19 protein-coding genes are annotated in these 15501 nt (G+C 42.6%); 9 read left to right on the top strand and 10 right to left on the bottom strand.

Annotated features, from left to right (window positions below):
• Positions 1-6: 6 nt before the first annotated feature.
• Positions 7-564: a TetR/AcrR family transcriptional regulator gene (locus tag NH462_RS18340; protein WP_253107072.1), complete on the bottom strand. Its 558-nt coding sequence runs from the start codon at positions 562-564 to the stop codon at positions 7-9.
• Between the two features lie 86 nt (positions 565-650).
• Here NH462_RS18340 and NH462_RS18335 point away from each other — a divergent pair, with 86 nt between their 5' ends.
• Entirely contained in the window at positions 651-1184 is a 534-nt protein-coding gene (locus NH462_RS18335; RefSeq protein WP_253107070.1) for a dihydrofolate reductase family protein, read from the top strand.
• A gap of 40 nt (positions 1185-1224) precedes the next feature.
• Here NH462_RS18335 and NH462_RS18330 read toward each other — a convergent pair whose 3' ends face one another.
• Positions 1225-2598, bottom strand: a complete 1374-nt coding sequence (locus NH462_RS18330; protein WP_253107067.1) for an MATE family efflux transporter — start codon at positions 2596-2598, stop codon at positions 1225-1227.
• A 95-nt stretch (positions 2599-2693) separates the two neighbouring features.
• Here NH462_RS18330 and NH462_RS18325 point away from each other — a divergent pair, with 95 nt between their 5' ends.
• Both NH462_RS18325 and NH462_RS18320 read left to right on the top strand, forming a co-directional pair.
• Entirely contained in the window at positions 2694-3566 is an 873-nt protein-coding gene (locus NH462_RS18325) for a LysR family transcriptional regulator (protein WP_253107065.1), read from the top strand.
• A gap of 213 nt (positions 3567-3779) precedes the next feature.
• Complete coding sequence (locus NH462_RS18320) at positions 3780-4289, top strand: hypothetical protein (RefSeq protein ID WP_017216921.1); 510 nt, start codon at positions 3780-3782, stop codon at positions 4287-4289.
• 74 nt (positions 4290-4363) lie between these two features.
• Here the strand turns inward: NH462_RS18320 and NH462_RS18315 are convergent, their stop codons facing one another.
• Together NH462_RS18315 and NH462_RS18310 are read right to left on the bottom strand one after the other, a co-directional pair.
• Positions 4364-4600, bottom strand: a complete 237-nt coding sequence (locus NH462_RS18315; protein WP_010376112.1) for a helix-hairpin-helix domain-containing protein — start codon at positions 4598-4600, stop codon at positions 4364-4366.
• Between the two features lie 37 nt (positions 4601-4637).
• Entirely contained in the window at positions 4638-5057 is a 420-nt protein-coding gene (locus NH462_RS18310) for a nuclear transport factor 2 family protein (protein ID WP_010376114.1), read from the bottom strand.
• Between the two features lie 370 nt (positions 5058-5427).
• Between NH462_RS18310 and NH462_RS18305 the strand changes: the two genes are divergently transcribed.
• The gene (locus tag NH462_RS18305) at positions 5428-5919 is read left to right on the top strand and encodes a GNAT family N-acetyltransferase (protein ID WP_253107061.1); all 492 of its coding nucleotides are present in this window, start codon (positions 5428-5430) and stop codon (positions 5917-5919) included.
• A 64-nt stretch (positions 5920-5983) separates the two neighbouring features.
• Here NH462_RS18305 and NH462_RS18300 read toward each other — a convergent pair whose 3' ends face one another.
• Positions 5984-6739, bottom strand: a complete 756-nt coding sequence (locus NH462_RS18300; RefSeq protein WP_253107054.1) for a DeoR/GlpR family DNA-binding transcription regulator — start codon at positions 6737-6739, stop codon at positions 5984-5986.
• A gap of 144 nt (positions 6740-6883) precedes the next feature.
• On the opposite strand from NH462_RS18300, the gene NH462_RS18295 reads away from it, so the two are divergent.
• On the top strand, positions 6884-7531 hold the full coding sequence (locus tag NH462_RS18295; RefSeq protein ID WP_253107053.1) for an HAD-IA family hydrolase: 648 nt from the start codon (positions 6884-6886) through the stop codon (positions 7529-7531).
• Entirely contained in the window at positions 7528-7815 is a 288-nt protein-coding gene (locus NH462_RS18290; RefSeq protein WP_017216915.1) for a hypothetical protein, read from the top strand. Before NH462_RS18295 ends, NH462_RS18290 begins: the two co-directional genes overlap by 4 nt.
• A 136-nt stretch (positions 7816-7951) precedes the next feature.
• On the opposite strand, the gene NH462_RS18285 is transcribed toward NH462_RS18290, so the two are convergent.
• The 4 genes from NH462_RS18285 to NH462_RS18270 all read right to left on the bottom strand — a co-directional run bounded on the left by NH462_RS18285 (position 7952) and on the right by NH462_RS18270 (position 13174).
• Positions 7952-11113: an EAL domain-containing protein gene (locus tag NH462_RS18285; RefSeq protein ID WP_253107052.1), complete on the bottom strand. Its 3162-nt coding sequence runs from the start codon at positions 11111-11113 to the stop codon at positions 7952-7954.
• Positions 11110-12060, bottom strand: a complete 951-nt coding sequence (locus NH462_RS18280) for a cytochrome c peroxidase (protein WP_253107051.1) — start codon at positions 12058-12060, stop codon at positions 11110-11112. Before NH462_RS18280 ends, NH462_RS18285 begins: the two co-directional genes overlap by 4 nt.
• A 102-nt stretch (positions 12061-12162) precedes the next feature.
• Positions 12163-12735 (bottom strand): NAD(P)H-dependent oxidoreductase, encoded by a 573-nt coding sequence (locus NH462_RS18275; RefSeq protein WP_253107050.1) that lies wholly within the window; start codon positions 12733-12735, stop codon positions 12163-12165.
• 79 nt (positions 12736-12814) lie between these two features.
• A complete protein-coding gene (locus tag NH462_RS18270) occupies positions 12815-13174 on the bottom strand; it encodes a MerR family transcriptional regulator (RefSeq protein ID WP_253107049.1) in 360 nt (119 codons plus the stop codon).
• Positions 13175-13290: 116 nt separating this feature from the next.
• On the opposite strand from NH462_RS18270, the gene NH462_RS18265 reads away from it, so the two are divergent.
• From NH462_RS18265 to NH462_RS18255, 3 genes are all read left to right on the top strand, one after another.
• Positions 13291-13926: a glutathione S-transferase family protein gene (locus tag NH462_RS18265; RefSeq protein WP_010376138.1), complete on the top strand. Its 636-nt coding sequence runs from the start codon at positions 13291-13293 to the stop codon at positions 13924-13926.
• A gap of 24 nt (positions 13927-13950) precedes the next feature.
• Positions 13951-14319, top strand: a complete 369-nt coding sequence (locus tag NH462_RS18260) for a nuclear transport factor 2 family protein (RefSeq protein ID WP_010376139.1) — start codon at positions 13951-13953, stop codon at positions 14317-14319.
• A 343-nt stretch (positions 14320-14662) separates the two neighbouring features.
• On the top strand, positions 14663-15037 hold the full coding sequence (locus tag NH462_RS18255) for a PH domain-containing protein (RefSeq protein ID WP_017216909.1): 375 nt from the start codon (positions 14663-14665) through the stop codon (positions 15035-15037).
• Between the two features lie 93 nt (positions 15038-15130).
• Here NH462_RS18255 and NH462_RS18250 read toward each other — a convergent pair whose 3' ends face one another.
• Complete coding sequence (locus NH462_RS18250; protein ID WP_010376142.1) at positions 15131-15490, bottom strand: nuclear transport factor 2 family protein; 360 nt, start codon at positions 15488-15490, stop codon at positions 15131-15133.
• Between the last annotated feature and the right edge of the window lie 11 nt (positions 15491-15501).

The following is a 15501-nucleotide window of genomic DNA, read 5'->3' as shown; positions in this document are numbered from 1 at the left end:
TGACACTTAAGCCTCAATCGCTTTACAAATTAGTGCAATTGCACCGCTTGTCATCGAGACATTTAACGCTTCTCTATCTGGGTTACACTCCATAGCAAGTGCTACCCCATGTAAATAATCAACCAGTAAGCAAATCGCATCTTGTTGTGCCTGTTCTTGTAATTCAAGCGTTTGAGTCACTTCTTCAAATCGAGTTTGAAATACCTGAGCTGGACCTACTGAGTCCATTGACAGCAGCACAGTTAACAACCCTGGATAGTCGTCGAGTAGCTGTAAATAACTTGCACTGAGCTGTTGTAGTTCTGTTTGCCACTTTTCATCGCAGCTAGGTTCATATATTTCATCGACTAAAGAGCAGGTCAAAGCTTCGAGCAAAGCCTGTTTGTTTTTAAAGTAGTGATAAATTGCCATCGCATCGACATTTAGGCTGCTCGCCAACGCTCGAATACTAGGTACTTTTCTACTTTCCTTCATCTGCAATTTTGCTGCTTGTATGATCCGCTCCTGACTTAGTGCTTCACCTTCCGCCAACGGTCGGCCACGCTTCTTATCCTTGACACTCATTGTTTACTCTCGCTAAGATAAAATAAATTCTACACCGTAGAATTTATTTTATCTTGAAATGGTTTAGGGTTCAATCGGAGTATAAAATGGCAAACATCGTCTATATTGGGGCAAGCCTAGACGGCTTTATCGCGGATAAAAATAACTGCTTAGACTGGCTACACGAATTACCTAACCCTGAGGGTTCAGACTTTGGGTTCGCCGATTTTATGGCCCGCGTAGATGCCATCATCATGGGACGTAATACCTTTGAGACAATCCAAGGATTTGATTGCGAATGGCCATATAATAAACCTGTTTTTGTATTAAGTAATACGCTTAAAGATGTACCAAAAGTCTTTTCAGATAAGGTATCGCTTGTGCGAGGTGAGCTGACAGATATCGTCAAACAACTGGCTCAGCAGGACTTTAAAAACCTTTACATTGATGGCGGAAAAACCATACAAAGCTTTCTTCAACAAGATCTCATTGATGAGCTAATTATCACGACCATTCCAACTATTTTAGGTGGTGGAACACCTTTATTCGGAACTTTAAACGAACCGCTTAAATTTAGACATGTGAATGCTGTGAGATATTTAGATTGTGTGGTAAAAAATTACTACGTACGCCAAAGATAACCCTAAGAAGGCGCTTAAAATAAGCGCCTTCAGTATGCAACTAAGCGCACTGCTTATCTTCTGACGTAGCTTCCATATCTGCATGCTTTAACTGACATAAGTCACGCCAAAGCAGAGGGATGATAATAACGGTTAACGTGATGTTTGAGATAGGTACCGCAAGCCACACCCCATCAACACCAAGCCAGAAGGGCAATAAATATAAAAACGGCAATTGCACCAACATGTTTCCAAGCGAAATAGCCAACGCTTTACCGCCTTTGCCTACCGCAACAAAGTACATTGAGGTAAGAAATATAAAACCATCCAAGAATAACGTGGATAGATGCAGCTGCAAACCACGCTCGGCCGCGTTGAGCAAAGCAAAATCCTCACTGAAGAGCCCAAGTACATCCTTCGGAAACAGATAAAACATAGTTACCATCATCACACCAAAACCCAAGCTCACTTTGAGCGCCAGCTTAAATATAGTGTGAATGCGCTGGTAAAGGCTTGCTCCATAATAATAACTGATAGGCGGCTGGACACCATTCGCTACGCCTTCTGCGATAAAATAGTAAATAACGCCAAGGTAACCAACCACAGCGAAGGCCGCCACCTCAACTTCACTGGCAAATATCAGCAACTGCTTGTTATGTAACGCAACGATGAAGCCAAAATACAAAAACATCACCAGTCCTGCTGCGCCTTGCTTTAGTATTTCCAGAGCTAGAGGCTGATTAAACGCACCTTTGGGTTTATTTGCTTCACTAGGTGTGAGCAAAAAGTAGAGTGTTGCAAGTGCGACTATCCCTTGTGAAATCAGCGTAGCAAGTGCAGCACCGGGCAGCTGCCATTGCATTTTCACAATCATAAAATAATCGAGCACTATATTGCTGAGCGCCCCTACAATCAGTAAAGCCGTTGCCACTTCTGGCTTACCGTTGTTTCTTAGTAGTAACGGCAACGCACCTGCCGCAATGGTAACCCCAGCGCCCCAATTTAATACCTGTAAGTAGGCCAAACTGGAATGTAAAAGCTCGCCCGATGCACCTTGAAGCTCGAGCAAACTCGGTCCGAATAATACAAGGACAGTCATTGTAACCACAGTCAAGATAGCGATGAACCAAAAGCTGGTGCTCATCAGCTGCTGCACACCTGTATTGTCGCCAGCGCCGCGATAAATCGACAGCAAACTGCCAGATCCCATCCCGATTAAAACGCCAAAACCAATAATGATCCCTATAATGGGCCAAGCAAGGTTTACAGCAGCCAACCCCTGAGCACCAAGGTAGTGACCAATAAAAATACCATCAACGATTTGGTACAATCCATTGACCATCATTGCGACAACGGCAGGAATGGTATAACGCCAAAAAGTACGGGTAACGTTGGCGTATTTAGCATGTGCTTTGTTCGCAGAATCTAACAGCATAATGAAATCCTTAAACATGAAAAGCCGTTATTATCCTTGTAATTGAGATTGGTAAAAGTTAGAATCCATCCGAAATTCGGATAGATTAAATCATCATGCATTGGACACTCGATCAACTTGAAGCCTTCGTCACCGCCGTCAGGTTGGGATCATTTTCAGCTGCAGCAAGACACTTGGGGAAGGCACAATCTCGGGTCAGCACCGCAATTGCCAATCTGGAAGCCGATCTAGGCTTTGCACTTTTTGACCGCTCCGCCAGGCTGCCAGTGTTAAACCAAGCTGGTCTCGATCTGTTGAAAGAAGCCGAAGCGGTACTCATGCAGTGTCAGAGACTGCAATCAAGAGCCAATTCTCTTAATAGTGGCGAAGAGGTGTCTCTCACCGTTGCCATGGATGAAGCAGTGCCCATTATCGCATTTGAATCTTTATTTGAACGATTAGCTCAGCAATTTCCGCTATTAAAATTAGCCATCATTAATGGCTCCCAAGACGATATTGCACAATGGGTGAGCGCAAAAAGGGCAGAAATAGGCATTTTATTTCACCAAAAACCATTGCCAGAATCGCTAGATTTCACTTCGATAAACAGCTTTAAACAGATCTTGATCTGCTCCCCTCACCACCCGCTGGCACAACATCCTGCCCCGAGCATTGAAGAACTAAATCGACATCGGCAGCTCGTAATACGCGACCGCATTGGTAATACTCAGTCACAAGCCATATCCACAAGTCACTGGCACATTGACAGTTACTATTACATCATGGGTTTAGTCATTAGAGGCGTTGGTTGGGCATTAGTACCTGAACATGTTGTCAACACACCGTGGTATATGGGAGAACTATTCGAGCTATCAACCGAGCATATCCCCAACCCTCTAGTCGTCGAAATGGGCATAGTGCAACGCAGAGATCAAAGCAAAGGCCCTATTGTGCAGTGGCTTTATAACGAAACAGCTAACTTATTCTGAGTAAACCTATACTGTCAAATTAAAGCCACACAGGCTCTGCATAGGCTGGTATTTTTTCTACACTGATGGTTAAATTGATCTGTTTTGGATAAATTACCTTTTAGCAAACACCAGTAACAAAAGTTCACATTTACATAGTAGAGTGGAAATAATACTGAGAACCAATTTAGGAGCACGTAGTTTTATTGTTTAAGACTGCAGTTAGGATACATTATGTTTGATAAAAATACGCTTATTGAAGCCTACGAAAACGTTTTAATTACGCTCATTAAAAAGCGTATCAACGAGTTAAAGTTTTATGTAAATCAAAGTACTTATTCTCATATGTCGTTATCTGTTGAATTTTGGCATTACGATGTAAACTGGAATATCTACAGCCTGCCCGAAAGCCGTTTCGAACAGCATAAAAACGTTGCTTCAGACGAGTTTATCATCTTGTCTGACTTTGAAGATGATTGTCCAGAAGTCAGTAAACTGAGAGACATTTTCGAGAGCTGGGAAGATATAGAACTCGTTGAAGACGAGGACGAGAATATGGATCTGTTGTTCAAGCTATCTCATGAAGCGCTCGCCGAGGCACTATGCGGAAACGAAGTAAAACCACTATTACTAGACATCTTTGCTGAGAATAAAGCGCTGAAAAATAAACCGCTTAACGAGCTTATCAAAGTAGAAGATCCTGACGGACGCTTTGATATCAACTTTGTAGAAGCTGTTGCTTAGTAAGCCGTCAAATAAGCCTAGATCATATGTTTACCAGACTACTTTAAGTAAGCCCCGTAAAGGGGCTTTACACGCTAGTTCATCTCACGCGCCTTTGTGATTGCAGCTTGAATGGCAGCTTTGGCCTGTGGGCTGTTTTTCCAACAGGTTGTTCGCAACATTGAAGCGACCCGCTCAGAAATTTCTTCAACTTCATAAGTTGCAAGCTCGCTCAAACTGCAAATACCGATTTCTTCAAAACGCTTTATCACCGTAGGGCCGACTCCTTTGAGGGCCAGTAAGGTGTTTTTTTCACTTTCAGAGAAAACCATAATTCAGCTATCCTTTTCTTTATCAAAACAGTCAACATTAGCGCGATAATATTGAAATTCTATCACTATCTTGGCTTGAGAAGTCTGGATCAACATAAATATGCATTCTTGTGATCAAGCTATCAGAGAATTCGAACACACTACAAAAACGGCCAGATGAAATTTGATTATCAGGCCAGTGCGTACCATTACGCATCACACCGCCTTCGCGCCCTTCAACAACAACTGTTTTTCCAGACACAATGAAATTAAAATGCGCAATATCGTGCCAAATACTGTTGAGTGAGCTGCCAATTTTATCGCCAAACTCAAGTAATGCTTGCTTACCAACAGCGTCACCAAACTTTGGAAAAAAGAAAATCACTTCATCATGAAATAAGTCTAAATAGCTTGAATCTCCAGCATCAATCTTTTTAAAGTACTCAGTCACCAATTCAATTAAGGTATTTTTATCCATCGTGTTTTCTTCCTAATCCTTTGCAATTAATTTGTTATCTCACTCTCTTAATTAGGGCAAAAAAAGTAAAAACAATATAGGTAACCTGAACTTAGATATTTTAGTAACTTAACTAACTTCTTATCCCGAGTTAAGGTTAGGTAATCTCAATGGAAGAATTTGCGGTGCAAGGTTTAAAGTTAGCATTGTAGATTCCTCGTCCATAAAGTAATTAACCTTATTTAATGCAATCAGAATACGCAAAATAAAATCCGATGACGACAATCAACCCCAGCTTGCTTTTCTCTGCACAAAGCACGCATTGTACACCTCGAGAGGGAATGGTAACTTATTGATGAATTTACGTTTAAATTTATTGAAAGAGAGCTCAATGTTCAAGCTAAGACCGTTCCAAGCCAATGATGTTGACAACATAGTCGTGATTTTGAACGATCCCGATGTCGTTCGGTATTTATCAACAAAAATTCCGCAACCTTACACTGAGCAAGATGCTATGTGGTGGGTAAATGAAGGCAGTAAACACGGATATGTCCGAGCGATTTGCGATGGTCAGCAGCTTATCGGCTGTATAGGTATTACCCCTGGCGAGTTTGAATATCAGCGCTCTGGTGAAATAGGCTATTGGCTCGCAAAAAGCCATTGGCGTAAAGGGATTACTCATAAAGCCATTTTACACATTACCTCAGAGGTATTTAACGCGACCAGTATTGAACGGGTCTTTGCCGCCGTATTTGACGACAATCGTGCATCAATGAAGCTACTAGAGAAGTCAGGTTTTGAGCAAGAGGCGGTGTTAAAACGCGCTATATTCAAAAATGAGCGTTTCTACAACAATCACATTTTTGCCTTATTAAAGCCTTAAATGAGCGGTTGCTTAGTACAACCGTAAGTAGGCTACTCAAGCAATCAAGTGGCTCCGTATTAACCTAGACCAAAGTCAGCGCTATCTCTAGCGACTCAATCTGCTTTTTTAAGCTTGGATTAATTTCTTCATCGGTAATAATTGTGTCAATTTCGTTAGCTGTAACAATCTGATAAGTAGCGACTTTATCTAGTTTATGACTCGGTCCCATAATCACAGTGTGATCGCTTTGACGAATAGTCGCAGAGAGGATCTCCGCTTCTTCGACATAGCTTGCACTAAAACCGTGGTGAATATGGAACGAGCAAATCCCCATAAAAACAATATCAAAACGGATCCGTTTCACCATTTCGATCGCCGTCATGCCTACCACCCGCATTGCAGGTTTAAACATAGGGCCGCCTAACACAATCACATCCACTAATGAATGGTAGGCCAGCTCTTTGGCGATCAGTGGACAACCAGTAACTACCGTCAGCGGCATATTTTTAGGTAAGTGCTGAGCCAAATAACGGCACGTCTCGCCAGAATCAATCACTATCGTTTGTCCAGGCACGAGCATCGCCAAAGCAGGTTCAATATAACGAATTTTACTGGTATCGGGCTTATCTAAACGCTCGATATAGTCAGGAGTATTATCCTGCAGCGCTAAAGCGCCACCATGAACACGCCGCAGGAGCTTAAGCTCAGCCAGTTTGTTTAAATCCCGACGGATTGTGTCTTCGCTCACATCAAGCGTCTGCGCCAAGGACACTGAGGTGATCCGCCCTTGTAAATTAAGCTGATCGAGAATGAATTGATGACGTTCTGCCAATAGCATTGCATGTTCCTGCATGTTTTTGCGTAATTTTACTTGAAAAAGATCGAGATACAAGCGTATTATTTGCACACACATGCATGATAAAGCCGGTTTAATATCAACCAACGCCTGTTTATGCATGAAATATTATCATAAGGAGTAAAAATGGCACTTAATTCACTCAACCTGAACCATTATCAGGGATTGATATTCGATATGGATGGTACACTTGTTGATTCTGAAGTTGCAGTACGACAGGCCGTCGCGCCTTGGTGTGAGAAACATCATGTCGATTTAGAAATGGTATTAACTATGGGCAGAGGTGCACGTTTCAAAGACTTTATAGAACAATTTACTCCGCATTTAGATAGCCTGCATGAAGTCGAGCTGTTGGAACAAGCAGAAGCCGACCTTGCCCATACCGTAACTGCCATTCCTGGAGCTAAATCGTTATTAAGCGAAATAAAAACACAGCAACGCAAATGGGCCGTTGCAACTTCTGCAAATCGTCACAATGCAGTTGCACGACTCACCACAGCAGGTTTACCTATTCCTGAAATATTAATTACCGCAGATGATGTTGGGCACGGTAAGCCTCACCCTGAGCCATTTTTATTGGCGGCCAAACGGCTGGGAGTGGCAACCTCTAAATGTCTTGCATTTGAAGACTCAGATCAAGGGGTAAGATCCGCACTTAGTGCTGGCTGTGACGTAGTCGTAGTTAACCGTTTTTGCACTATTCACCATGACCATATTGTTGCCCGTATCAATCACTATCAGGATATCTACTTATCAGAGGAAGTAAGCGAATGAAAACATGGCTGACAGGCTTTTATCAAACGAAAGATACCTACTGGGATTTCGCCGGTGTATTCTTCGGCGGTATCGGTTTTATCGCATTATTCGGCCAGCTGCTTAGCGAACTTGAGCGTCAAGGCCCAACCAACTTGTCCTTTACGTTTTTAATCGGGTATGTGTTGGTGTTTAGTTTTTGGCTGATGTATGGGCTGAGATTTCAGCGAATAGCAATCATTGTTACTAATGTACTTTGCCTACTTTTACAGATCTTAATTTTACTAACTGCCATTTTGCATTGAGTCGTTGGCAAAGCTCAACAGCTTTGCCAACCTATTTAGAATGGATTGTCATTTGATTGGGAACCCATTTACGAGCCCAGATATCAGCTCTAATTGGATCACATCACTCCATACTGCAATTTAACAACTACACACCTCAATCCAACCACAGTTTGGGAGGTATTCGCTCCGATGCAATGGCAAATTGCTCAACCCAATCGATTAATCCCTCAATCGCCATTGGTTTGGCATAAAAGTATCCTTGTACATACTGACAGCCCAAGCCTTTTAAGCAATCCAGTTGTCCTTGTTGTTCTACGCCTTCAGCTATCACTTTGAGCGATAAACTCTCTGCCATCGACAAAATCGCGTTGACCAAAACGGCAGCATCTTGGTTTTGATCTATATCTTGAATAAAACCTCGGTCGATCTTTAATATATTGATGGGGAAGCGTTTAAGATAGCTAAGCGAAGAGTAGCCAGTGCCAAAGTCGTCGATTGCTAAGTTGACCCCTGTTGCCCTTAAGCTTTGCAGCCAAGCGGTTACGGCTTTATCATCTTCAAGTAAAATGCTTTCTGTGATTTCAAGCGTTAGGTTCTCTGGAAGAAAGCCTGATTGCTGCATGATTTGTTTAATGATAGTGGCGTTAAAGCCGAGTCGATACTGCTGACTCGAGACATTTACCGTCAAATAACAATTCATGCCGAGCGCTTTATTTAATCTGCGAATATCATTACATGCCTTAGCAAGTAACCACTCACCAAGAGGAGCAATAAGGCCACTTTCTTCAGCAACCGGAATAAATTCAGCGGGGGAAATATACTGGCCGAAATCAGTTGGCCAGCGCATGAGCGCCTCAACGCCATATAATTTACCCGACACCGTATCGACAATAGGTTGGTAATGTACGGTTAAACGCTGGTGTTCAAGCGCAGCCCGAAGTAGCTGCTCCAGCTCAACTCGACGATTCACCTGTTGCTGCATTTCTTGCGCAAAAAAGTGATACTGATTGCGCCCCGCCTCTTTTGCTTTATACATGGCTAAATCGGCAAGTCGTAATAACTCTTTTTGATCTTTTGCATCACTTGGTAAAATCGCGATCCCGATGCTTGCCCCGGTAAATACCTCAAAGCCGTTGATCACAAATGGTTCACTCAGTGCTTTGACAATTTTATCGGCTACTTGAGCAGCATGATCCGGATGCGCAATTTGGCTCAATAACAATACAAATTCATCTCCCCCAAAGCGGCTCAAGGTATCGCTTTTACGCAGCAGGCAGTTTAAGCGCTTAGCTACGGAGATAAGTAAGGCATCTCCGGCCTCGTGACCCATGGTGTCATTGACACGCTTAAACCTATCTAAATCAATAAATAACACTGCACTTTGATGATGAGTACGGCTCATGCGTTTAATATCTTGCTCAATGCGCTCAAGTAATAGCGTTCTATTAGGCAGTCCGGTCAACACATCGTAATAGGCTTGATATTCAATCTGCTCTTCTTGCGCTTTGCGCTCGGTCATATCAGACAATATGGCAACGTATTGCTGCACCAGCCCTTTGTCATCATGCACGACACTGATTGCTAGCCACTCTGGATATAACGTACCGTCTTTACGCTTGTTCCAGATCTCACTTGCCCACTGTCCGTGCGAGTTGAGGGTGCTCCACATCTGCTCATAAAAATGTTTGTCATGCTTACCTGAACTTAAAATATTAGGTCGTTGGCCGAGCACTTCATGTTCTTCATATCCAGTAATTTTGGTGAAAGCAGGATTGACCGCAGTGATCTCAAGTTTTGCGTTGGTGGTCATGATCCCTTCTTGGGTTGCATTAAATACCGCCGCTGCGGTCTTAAGCTGTGCACTTGCGCTTTTTTGTGCAGTGATATCTTCTTTGATCGCAATAAAGTTAATGATTTCCCCTTGCTGGTTTTTAATCGGGGAAATAGATGCATACTCCCAATAGTAATCTCCAGACTTACGACGGTTGTAAAACTCACCACGCCAGACTTTGCCTTGTTTAATGGTTTGCCACAGCGCTTTGTAGTCGGTAAACCCTTTTTTGGAACCGAGTACTTTGGGTGTTTGTCCTTTCACATCCTCAAGTGAATACCCAGTAACTTGTTCAAACTTAGGGTTAACGTATTCAATGCGAGCACGAGGATCGGTGATCACAATGGAGGAGGGGCTTTGCTCAATGGCATGGCCCCACTTGCGAAGCTCTTCTTCCGCTTGTTTAAAAAGGGAAACATTAACACTCACAAACACTTGGCCATTGTTGTGTGTATTCGTTTGTTTTACCTGTAACCAAGCGCCAGATTCGGTTTGATGCAAATTGGCGTCGGAGTTAAAAATTTCTCCAAACTGCTGCTGCCACTCTTCTAACTTGCGTGGCATTTTTTCGCTATCGGCAATTGCAAAATGATTACGCCAAGCACTGTTACAGAGCAGCAAATTGCCACTGCGACTAAAAAGAGCAAAGCCTTCGGTTAAACGCGCTACGGCATCAGACAAAGTTTGGCTGGTGCTCAGAATTTTATTTTTGGCCACGTAAAGCCGGTTTGCAAACACAATCAAGAGCAAAAATAGCACAATGGTCAGCAGTAAAAGCAATTCACTTTGATGCTTGGTTTTTTCTATGGTTTCACTGTGGTGCTGGCTATATGCCGCGTAAAGCGCTGAAAAAGCTTGGTCACTAGGCAAAGACAAAAAGCGTTGTTTTGCCTTTTTTAATTCTGCACTGTTAGCAAGCGCGACGTTAAAATGCTGATAGATAAGCTGCTCTAAGCTACTTTCTGAGCTGATGGTCAGTAAAGGCTCTGCGACAAATTCATAGAGCTGACCCAACATTAAATTAGCAAGCATTCTATTAGCGTGGGTTGCCAGTTCGGGCTCACTCTGCTCCAATTCGATTAGCAACTCGGGTAGATAAAGCAGGCTGTTTTTAATATTTGCCGCCGCAGTTTTAATGGATTCGACTTGCAATACTTTATTGCTGAGTAGCTGACGATAAGCATCAAATTGCTGTCGAATGTCAGGCGTGGCTTCTGCAAATAATGCATCCTGCTCTGGTGTATTCAAAGCGTCAATTGCATGTGCTAATTGCGCTAACTCATCATATTGATTGAGCTGTGCACTAAGCATTTGTAACACCGCGGCATCCAGTTTGGCATCAATACTTTTAGCTTCAAAAAGCAGGGTAACTCGTGCTTGGTGTGTTTGACTGCTGAGCTCTTGTTGCGAGTAAAAATACGCAAAAAGCGCAATTGGCGCGCACAGCAGTAACGCTTGCACACCAATGAAGGCCTTATTCTTCATTCGTGGTTTTCCAAATCCATTTCGTGGTGATGTCCTGCTAGGCTGTCAATAAAGGCAACTAGCTTGTTAATATCGGAGTCTGAGATATTGCGGCCAAGTTGGTATTTGGCCATGGTCGCAACGGCGGATTCTAGGCTGCTATGACTAGCATCGTGAAAAAAGTATGCTTGTTTGCTAGCAAGTCGCAAGCTCGGTACTTTGAACACAAAGCGATCTTGCTCATTACCAGTTACATTAAAACGACCATAATCTGCTTTTTGAATTGGTGTATTTCTATCGCCAAAATAATCACCAAAGGTGCCCATTTTAGCAAACATATTGCCACCGACATTGCGCCCTTGATGACAACTAATGCAACCATACCGTTTAAATAACTCATAACCAGCAATAGCCGACTTAGGCAGTTTTACGCTTTTATCTTTAAGCCATAAATCAAACGGCGCATTAAGCGTGATTAACGACCCTTCAAAAGTCGCTATTGCGTCTTTTACCGTGTGTTTCGTTACTCCCTGCGAGTACACTTTAGTAAATTGCGCGACCAGCTTTTTATCTTGATTTAACTTAGCAACCACTTCTGGCCAAGTCATATCATGCTCTTTTGGGTTTAAGATGGGTGAGTCGATTTGATCATACAGCGATTGCGCCCGGCCATCCCAAGCTTGACGAATATTTAAAGCCACGTTGTAAACAGTTGGAGTTTTTAGCTCACCGAGTGCGCCATTAATCCCACTGGAAAGGGGCTTTACATCTGCGCCATGGCTGCGTAATTGATGGCATGATGCACAGCTAACTTGGCTTCCTCGTGAAAGCCGCTTATCAAAAAAGAGTGATCTGCCTAAGGTGACTTTATCGGTATCAAGCCCTATTGCAGGCTCAAGTGGCAGAATTGGCTCATCTGCAACTCCCAATAATGGAAACGCAAAAAGTAATAAACTCCAAATTCGCATACACTCCGCCCAAGTTGCCATCTTGGTGTAAAAGATAGCAACATTCGGCATTGCAAATTTTGATTTAAAATAAGCTTAGCAATGGAAGTTGTGTGTTTATATTCACTCACCCCGCACGGCTAAACTTGTCACTTCACTCAGCCAGTTATCAATTACCTTAGGAGTTGCTAAGTGCGCAGGGCCAAATAACGTATGTTGAGTTGGTTCTATACCACAAAATCCCAATGTCCCATGTTCTAGCTGAGCCATAAGCCCAGCAGCAACTTCTTCCAAATAAGTTTGCGGCGTGTCTGAGGTGAGAATGACTCTTGCGGTTTTATGCGGTAGAAGCTTTTCAATTTCAATGCCGGCCTCACTGTATTTAAAAGCAAAGCCTGGAAGTAATGTTCTATCTATTAGCCCTTTGAGCTTGGCTGGTAACGCCAACCACCAAATTGGGCTTACTATCACAATGTGCTGTGCCCACAGTAAGTTCTCTTGGAATTGCTTGAGGCATGGCTCTAATGTTTGGCTCGCTTCATAGCCATACATCAAATTGATTTCAAAGTGCATCTCACTAAGATCCATTCTGCGTACTTGATGTTGGGTGCTTGCAGCTTGCTCGTAACTTGTGGTGATAGCATGGCAAAGGCTTTTGGTTTTGGGGTTACCGTTTAGTAGCAGTATTTTTTTCATCGTCGTTTCCTTATCACATGACTGAGAAACGAGTGTACTGTCTCCCCTTTACGGGAGAGTCAAGTTACTCTACCTGAGACTAGGATAGTTTTATCTGTGGACATTCATCAAGCGATGCGATGCAATGTTCAATACGCTGTATTTTTTGCTGAAGCTGCGCAACTTGCTCTATGAAAGATACTTTAAGTTCGACTAAAAATATGTTGATTTCGACCCAGTTGACTTGCCGCCCTTTAATTTCAATCACCTGCTGTAATTGCTTAATCGACACGCCGAGCGATTTTGCTTCTTTTATTAATAACAGCAGATCGACATCTAATTGAGAATAGACGCGATACTTACCAACACGCTCCGGGGTAGGAATAAGCCCTTTCTCTTCATAAAAGCGAATAGTCTTGACTGACAGCCCAGTTTGCTTTGACAGCTTGCCAATATACATTTTTGATTCTCCCTACTAAAAGCAAAATAGCGGTTTACAGCCTCCGAAAAAGTTGTAACTATCAACAGTAAACCAGCCACACGCTAACAAAAAGTATCGTCAAGGAATAGCAAAAGATGTATCAGTTATTTTACTACCCCCGAAATGCCAGTTGGGCACCGCATCTCGTACTCGAGCACCTACAACTAGAAAAAGAACTGCTCTTGGTCGATAGAAAAACACAACAACAAAAGTCTGCGACCTATTTAGAACTCAATCCAACAGGACGGATCCCGACATTGGTCGACGGTGACCAAATCATCTTCGAGAGTGCAGCTATTTGTTTGCATTTATGCGAAAAGCACCCTGAAGGACAGCTTATCCCAGCGCCAGCAACCCCACAGAGAGCCACGTTTTATCAGTGGCTTTTTTATTTAACCACGACGGTTCAGCCAGAACTCATGCTGTATTTCTATCCTGAAAAATATCAGCTGTCACCAGTGAACAGCAAGACCATGTCTCAAGCCGCGGAGCAACGAGTCGGCGACATGTTTGCACTCATCGACAAGCAGTTGGCAACACACACCTACTTAGTTGATGAACAGCTCACGCTTTGTGATTATTATTTATTTATGCTGGCTCATTGGGCAAGTGGGTTTAATACTGCGCCAAAAGACTATACGCATTTGGGCCGATTTATGCGAATGATGGCACAGCAAAAAGTGGTAAAAAGAGTGTGTGAAATTGAACAAACCGATCTAAGTTTTTATTAGCATCCATTACACCAAGGAGGAAAAATGGAAACCTTAGTGAAAAACTATATCTCTGCCTACAATCACTTTGATATTCCGGGTATGCTAGCTCAGCTTACTGATGATGTCGTGTTTGAAAATCTCGCCAATGGTGAAATTACAACGCGTACAACCAGTAAAATGGAATTTGCAGAATTAGCAAATCAGTCTGCTAAGTTATTTTCCGAACGCAATCAATCTTTAACCGCCACCACGCAAGACAATGATCTGTTTATTGTTCATGTGACCTACAAAGCGAAATTAGCTCAAGACTTGGCCAATGGCATGAAAGCTGGGCAAAGCATCTCCTTGCAAGGCCGCTCAGAGTTTGCATTTCGCGATGGTAAAATTTGTTTGATAAGAGATATAAGCTAACTCCTTACTCCAAACTCGGGTTATTTAACCTGAGGTTTGGATAAGGAATGGGCTAATTCATTGTTTTAAACTCACCTTAAATAACTTTCTTATCTAGCCAGAGAGTTTTAGGGATAACTAGGCGAATTTACGCACTAATAGCAGGCTATTGGAAGTGAATTCAACACAGTTAGCACTAAAACTGGCTGCTAGAAAGGCATTAATTATCCAAACTCAGGTTATTTATTTGGCAAAATCAGCGTGCTTTCCTATGCTGGTTTTGCACTTTCATCATTAATTCATTTCGACCTAAGCACTATTTTGCGATCGGTCCAAGACGAATGAAATAAAACGGAGAACAACAATGGGACTATTAAGTGGTTTACTCGGTAATGCAAGTGAAGTAGACAGTAGCGAAGTAGATAAGTTATTAGCAGATACGCTAATTCCAGGGGAAGAAGTTGCACAAGCTTACAAGGTGATCCGCGACTTGTTTATTTTTACCAATAAACGCCTAATTTTAATCGACAAGCAAGGCATGACGGGCAGCAAAGTAGAAATGCTCAGCATTCCGTATAGCAAAATCACAAAATACAGCAAAGAATCTGCGGGTCACTTCGACCTCGATGCGGAACTAAAAATATGGATTGGCTCAGATCCGACACCAATTAGTAAAGAATTTAAAGCGGGCGACAATATCAACCAAGTATATAAGATCATTTCACAATATTGTTTATAGCCGCACGCAGTTAACTATGAATAGGCACGCAGGATGCGTGCTTCTTCCACACATATTCGTCCACTCTTTTATCAATAGAGTGCAGGCTTGGCATTATAACAAATTTGCAGAGTGACCTATCAAGCGCCATTTATCATCGCTACATAAATACCAAATAGACTGCCTTAGTGCGTCATATGACCTCTCACCCAAGGTATTTTCCAGTGCGGAGACGTACTCAATCACAACCTTATTGGGAAACTGCTCAACTAACTTATAATCCTCGCTAATTATTTTATGCTCACTGAGATCTTCACTCTTCAAGCCTTCAATAATGTCATCCTTTGTCATACCATCACAAAATAGTCCACTTTCTGAAAACTCATCATGGATGTAGTCCGAGATCAGATTAATATTTTTTCGTAGCTCTGGCGAATGTAACGCTCGCTCTAAAGCTTCAATTTTATCCAGCATACTCTTTCCAA

The organism is Pseudoalteromonas sp. OANN1, assembly GCF_024124685.1.
Classification (GTDB): domain Bacteria; phylum Pseudomonadota; class Gammaproteobacteria; order Enterobacterales; family Alteromonadaceae; genus Pseudoalteromonas; species Pseudoalteromonas piscicida.
This window is presented reverse-complemented; position numbering and strand designations above follow the sequence as displayed.

What these genes read in the sequence shown, in the direction of transcription:
- NH462_RS18340 (WP_253107072.1), bottom strand. Translation starts at nt 564, where the DNA reads ATGAGTGTCAAGGATAAGAAGCGTGGCCGACCGTTGGCGGAAGGTGAA.
- NH462_RS18335 (WP_253107070.1), top strand. Translation starts at nt 651, where the DNA reads ATGGCAAACATCGTCTATATTGGGGCAAGCCTAGACGGCTTTATCGCG.
- NH462_RS18330 (WP_253107067.1), bottom strand. Translation starts at nt 2,598, where the DNA reads ATGCTGTTAGATTCTGCGAACAAAGCACATGCTAAATACGCCAACGTT.
- NH462_RS18325 (WP_253107065.1), top strand. Translation starts at nt 2,694, where the DNA reads ATGCATTGGACACTCGATCAACTTGAAGCCTTCGTCACCGCCGTCAGG.
- NH462_RS18320 (WP_017216921.1), top strand. Translation starts at nt 3,780, where the DNA reads ATGTTTGATAAAAATACGCTTATTGAAGCCTACGAAAACGTTTTAATT.
- NH462_RS18315 (WP_010376112.1), bottom strand. Translation starts at nt 4,600, where the DNA reads ATGGTTTTCTCTGAAAGTGAAAAAAACACCTTACTGGCCCTCAAAGGA.
- NH462_RS18310 (WP_010376114.1), bottom strand. Translation starts at nt 5,057, where the DNA reads ATGGATAAAAATACCTTAATTGAATTGGTGACTGAGTACTTTAAAAAG.
- NH462_RS18305 (WP_253107061.1), top strand. Translation starts at nt 5,428, where the DNA reads ATGTTCAAGCTAAGACCGTTCCAAGCCAATGATGTTGACAACATAGTC.
- NH462_RS18300 (WP_253107054.1), bottom strand. Translation starts at nt 6,739, where the DNA reads ATGCTATTGGCAGAACGTCATCAATTCATTCTCGATCAGCTTAATTTA.
- NH462_RS18295 (WP_253107053.1), top strand. Translation starts at nt 6,884, where the DNA reads ATGGCACTTAATTCACTCAACCTGAACCATTATCAGGGATTGATATTC.
- NH462_RS18290 (WP_017216915.1), top strand. Translation starts at nt 7,528, where the DNA reads ATGAAAACATGGCTGACAGGCTTTTATCAAACGAAAGATACCTACTGG.
- NH462_RS18285 (WP_253107052.1), bottom strand. Translation starts at nt 11,113, where the DNA reads ATGAAGAATAAGGCCTTCATTGGTGTGCAAGCGTTACTGCTGTGCGCG.
- NH462_RS18280 (WP_253107051.1), bottom strand. Translation starts at nt 12,060, where the DNA reads ATGCGAATTTGGAGTTTATTACTTTTTGCGTTTCCATTATTGGGAGTT.
- NH462_RS18275 (WP_253107050.1), bottom strand. Translation starts at nt 12,735, where the DNA reads ATGAAAAAAATACTGCTACTAAACGGTAACCCCAAAACCAAAAGCCTT.
- NH462_RS18270 (WP_253107049.1), bottom strand. Translation starts at nt 13,174, where the DNA reads ATGTATATTGGCAAGCTGTCAAAGCAAACTGGGCTGTCAGTCAAGACT.
- NH462_RS18265 (WP_010376138.1), top strand. Translation starts at nt 13,291, where the DNA reads ATGTATCAGTTATTTTACTACCCCCGAAATGCCAGTTGGGCACCGCAT.
- NH462_RS18260 (WP_010376139.1), top strand. Translation starts at nt 13,951, where the DNA reads ATGGAAACCTTAGTGAAAAACTATATCTCTGCCTACAATCACTTTGAT.
- NH462_RS18255 (WP_017216909.1), top strand. Translation starts at nt 14,663, where the DNA reads ATGGGACTATTAAGTGGTTTACTCGGTAATGCAAGTGAAGTAGACAGT.
- NH462_RS18250 (WP_010376142.1), bottom strand. Translation starts at nt 15,490, where the DNA reads ATGCTGGATAAAATTGAAGCTTTAGAGCGAGCGTTACATTCGCCAGAG.